Genomic DNA, 4376 nt, shown 5'->3' with positions numbered 1-4376 from the left:
GAGGCCCAGTGGAAGGCCATCACCCGCGGCGCGGTGGACGTCATTCCCGAGAAGGATCTGCGCAAGAAGATTCAGCACGCGATCGACACGGATACGCCGCTTCGTATCAAGGCGGGTTTCGACCCCACGGCGCCCGACCTGCACCTGGGTCACACGGTGCTCCTGCACAAGCTCCGGCATTTTCAGGAAATGGGCCACCAGGTCATCTTTCTGATCGGCGACTACACCGCCTGCATCGGCGACCCCTCGGGCCGCTCGGCGCTGCGCCCGCCGCTGACCCGCGAAGAAGTCGAGAAGAATGCATCCACCTACAAGGAGCAGGTCTTCAAGATCCTTGACCCCGATGAGACCGAGGTCCGCTACAACTCCGAGTGGATGGACAAGATGAGCGGCGCCGACATGATCGGCCTCGCCAGCCACTACACCGTGGCGCGCATGCTCGAACGCGACGACTTCTCCAAGCGCTACGCCGCCGAGAAACCCATCTCGATCCACGAATTCCTCTACCCGCTGGTGCAGGGCTACGACTCCGTCGCGCTCAAGGCCGACGTGGAGATCGGCGGCCAGGACCAGCGCTTCAACCTGCTCGTGGGCCGCAACCTGCAGGAAGCCCACCACATCAAGCACCCCCAGGCGCTGCTCATGATGCCGCTGCTCGTCGGCCTCGATGGCGTGCAGAAGATGAGCAAGAGCTACGGCAACGCCATCGGCATCACCGACGAACCCAACGACATGTTCGGCAAGGTGATGAGCATCTCCGACGAGCTGATGGTGAGCTACTATGAGCTGCTCTCGGCCATCACGACCGAGGAACTCGAGACCCTCAAAAAGGGAATGGCTTCTGGAGAACTCAACCCCAAGGCCACCAAGGAAACTCTCGCCATGGAGATCGTGGACCGCTACCACGGCGAAGGGGCGGGGGCTGCCGCGCGCGAGCACTTCAACACCGTGCATGCCAGGGGCGGGGTTCCTGATGACGTGCCGGAGATGAAGCTTGCCGCCGGCGAGAACAAGCGCCTCCTCGACGTGATCGTCGAAGCGGGCTTTGCCGCCTCCAACAAGGAAGCCAAGCGCAAGATCCAGCAGGGCGGCGTGAGCATTGACGATGCCAAGGTCGAGGACATCGCCCACGAGCTGCCCGGAAGCGGCGAGCACCTCGTCAAAGTCGGCAAGCGGCATTTCGTGAAAGTGATCTTCGAGTAGCGCGAAGCGCCACCCCTCCGCTCTTCCCCCACCGCCGGGGGAAGATGGCCGACAGGCCAGATGGGGGCAGGCGAAGCCCCCCCCTCAGCCCGCTTCGCGGGCAGCTCCCCCGTTAGCGAGGGAGCGCTGCGGGGTTGCGCCTCCGGCGCGTTCCCAGGCCCCTCAGTCCAGCGCGCGCTTCGCGCGTTTCAACTGTGATAAGCTCAGGCCTCCCCCCAAGGAGGCACCCCATGCGCCGCGCAATTGCTCTGGCTCTGATACTCGCAACACTTATCACCGGCTGCGGCTGGTTCCGGCTCAAGGTGGGCAGCCCTCCCGATCCCAACGAAGTCGAACGCATCATTCCCGGCGAAACCTCGCGGCGACACGTGGAGGAAACCCTCGGCGCGCCCGACGCGGTCGCGCGTCTGGCCGAGGGGGACGTCTATCTCTATCGCTACGACGAGGGGAAGATGAACTTCCTGCTGTTGCTGCTCTTCAACTGGGGAAGCCTGGACGTGAAGCCCGACCGGCTGCTCATTATCTTCGATGAGGCGGGCATGGTGAAGAACGTCGCCTGGCGCCACGCCTCCGACACGGCGGAGTTCCGGTTCCTGCCGTGACAAAGAACACACAGACCTTGTTCCCCTCTCCCAATGGGAGAGGGAAAAGCGCGTCAGCGCTCGGGAGAGGGGCGCTGTGTCTGCTCATCCTGATCATGTGTCTGGGCGCCTGCACGATCACCCAGATCACCCAGGGCGCGCCGCTTGTGCGCGGGGCGCTGACTCTGGAACCCGAGGTGGCCACGCTGCAGGACGCGCTCGATCTGCTGGGACCGCCCGACGGGTTCTGCGGCGAGAGCGTCTTCTACGAGAGCGCGCTCTCCGACAGGCTCGATGAACTCGAACCCGTGCTGCCCGCGCCGCCGGGATCCCATCCGGTGCCCGGCGGGCTGTGCATGATCTGGGTCGCCGACTTTGCCCGCGACGCGCAGGTCGATTTCGGGCGCCCCATCCAGATCGCCATGCGGGTCCTGGGCGGCGCCGGTTACGCCCCGCTCATGTTCGGCACCGACATCGAGCAGGTCTACTTCATCCGCGTCCACGTGAGCGAGGACGGCATTGTGGAGTCCGTTCACGCCCGCCTGCCTCCGCTGGAGCGGGGCGGGGTTGAGGTGAATCCCTTCTAGGGAAGAGTATCCAACATTCCCTGCTCCCCCTTCGGGGGAGCTGTCACCGAAGGTGACTGAGGGGGCCGCCCAGCCGGCGATCAGGCCGTACCTCGCCGGTACCGGCACCCCCTTCTGGCCTCCGGCCATCTTCCCCCGGAGGGGGCAGAGGGATAGGTCGCGCTACCGGCGCCCTCTGCTGCCACTTTTTTCGCCGCCGTGCGTCATTTTCTGCTCTCGGAACTTTCAATTACTTTTGAAATATGAGATATAAGGACCTGCGGGAGCCGCTCGCGCGTTCGTCGGTGGTGGCGATGCGCGCGACCCAGGCAACCTGAATCTGCAGGGGGATCACCTCACGTGTCACTTCCCAAGGCCATGTCCCTGACCGAGCGACTTCGTTACCGCTCGCTCTGGAAGAACCTGCGCGCCGAATTCAGCGGCGAGCTCGCGCGTCTCGAAGACAATCTCTCCGTTGCCTGTCAGGGCGCCCACGCGCCGCTGCCCGAGGCGGCCGCGCAGCTCGTCGAAGCCGGTGGCAAGCGCGTGCGTCCGCTGCTGGCCTGGCTCTCCTGCACCGCCGTCGGCGCCGATGCTTCGGTGGCCGATCCGGTCGCCCTGGCGGCCGAGCTCACCCACGCGGCGACCCTGCTGCATGATGACGTTCTGGACGAGGGCGAAGTGCGCCGCGGCAAGCCCGCCTCGCGCATCCTGCACGGCAACCGCATCTCCATTCTCGCCGGTGATTTTCTGCTGACCCGCGCGCTGGGCGGGGTATTCGCCACGCGCAATTTCGAGATCTGCGACAGCTACCAGTTCATGCTTCAGAACATGGTCGAGGGCGAGGTGCTTCAGCAGGAACACCGCTTCGATCTGGCGACCAACGAAGAAGTCTACGAAAAGATCGTCGAGCTCAAGACCGCTGCGCTCTTTGCGTGGTCGGCCAAGGCCGGCGCCATGGCCGCGGGCGCCGATGAGGCGACCACCCGCGCGCTCGAGAAATTCGGCCACGGCTCGGGCATCGCCTTCCAGGTGCTCGACGACTGGCTCGACTGGGTGGGCGAGGGCACGCTCGTAGGAAAGGCCGTGCTCTCCGACCTCAAGGAAGGCAAGCCCTCGCTGGCGGTGATCTACGGCTGCGAGATGAGCGAGGAAGTGAGCCGCTGGTTCGAGTCGCATCTAAAAGACGACCGCCCGCCGCCAAGCGACAAGGAAGTGGGCCGCCTGGCCGGGATGCTCGCCGAGTGCGGCGCGCTGGCGCGCGTGCGCGGGCGCCTTGAAAGCGCGACTTTCGGCGCAATCGAAGAACTCGAAGTCCTGCCTGCCAGCCCCGCGCGCGACCGGCTCGTGCGCTTTGCCCGCCTGCTGCTGGCCCGCGACAGCTAGGCCGCGCGTGGCGCGGGCCCGTTCGATCCTTCGACAGGCTCAGGACGAACGGGAAGGGATAGCGAGGCCTTTTGAACTCCGTTCGTCCTGAGCTCGTCGAAGGACGAACCCCGATGAGGAACACCCATGGAAACAACGCTGCGAGCACAGAAGAAGAACCCTGTCTGGCTGGAGAACCTGCTCAAATGGACGCGCGCCCTGCGGCCCGAGTCCTTTGGCGCGACGGTCGTGCCCGTCACCCTCGGCAGCCTGCTGGCCCTTGGCGGGGTGGACGTGGAGTGGGGGCTCGTGCCCTTCATCCTGCTGAGCGCGCTGGCCCTGCACGCGGGAACGAATCTGGTCAATGACTACTACGACTACGACCTGGGCGTGGACAACGAGTTCTCGCTGGGCGGCAGCGGGATGCTCGTTTCGGGCGAGCTTACCGCAAAGCAGATCGCCCGCGCGGCGATCGTCGCTTTCGGGCTGGCCGCCTATCTTGGCGTGCCTCTCATCATCCTTCGCGGCTGGCCCATCGTGATGCTCGGTCTTGTCGGGATCGCCGGCGGCGCGCTCTATACCGCCAAGCCCGTGCAGTACAAATACTGGGGCGCCGGTGACATTCTTGTCTTTATTCTGATGGGGCCGCTCATGGTCGGCG

At 65.2% G+C, this 4376-nt stretch carries 5 protein-coding genes; all 5 read left to right on the top strand.

Annotated features, from left to right (window positions below; translation table 11 throughout):
* The first annotated feature begins 18 nt into the window (after positions 1 to 18).
* Positions 19 to 1203, top strand: a complete 1185-nt coding sequence (locus tag KDH09_10285; protein MCB0220071.1) for a tyrosine--tRNA ligase — start codon at positions 19 to 21, stop codon at positions 1201 to 1203.
* Between the two features lie 230 nt (positions 1204 to 1433).
* A complete protein-coding gene (gene bamE, locus KDH09_10280; GenBank protein MCB0220070.1) occupies positions 1434 to 1805 on the top strand; it encodes an outer membrane protein assembly factor BamE in 372 nt (123 codons plus the stop codon).
* Positions 1802 to 2371, top strand: coding sequence for a hypothetical protein (locus KDH09_10275; GenBank protein ID MCB0220069.1), 570 nt, complete (start codon positions 1802 to 1804; stop codon positions 2369 to 2371). The genes bamE and KDH09_10275 overlap by 4 nt, the downstream gene beginning before the upstream one ends.
* Before the next feature lie 339 nt (positions 2372 to 2710).
* On the top strand, positions 2711 to 3736 hold the full coding sequence (locus tag KDH09_10270) for a polyprenyl synthetase family protein (protein ID MCB0220068.1): 1026 nt from the start codon (positions 2711 to 2713) through the stop codon (positions 3734 to 3736).
* A gap of 126 nt (positions 3737 to 3862) precedes the next feature.
* On the top strand, positions 3863 to 4376 hold a 514-nt coding region (locus KDH09_10265; protein MCB0220067.1), incomplete at its 3' end, for a prenyltransferase.

It is taken from the genome of Chrysiogenia bacterium, from assembly GCA_020434085.1.
In the GTDB taxonomy this organism is placed as follows: Bacteria; JAGRBM01; JAGRBM01; order JAGRBM01; family JAGRBM01; genus JAGRBM01.
The sequence above is the reverse complement of the archived record's forward strand: the minus strand, read 5'-3'. Positions and strand labels throughout refer to the sequence as shown.

Bases quoted from the DNA above. Each gene is read 5' to 3' on its own strand.
- bamE (MCB0220070.1), top strand. From the start codon at position 1,434: ATGCGCCGCGCAATTGCTCTGGCTCTGATACTCGCAACACTTATCACC.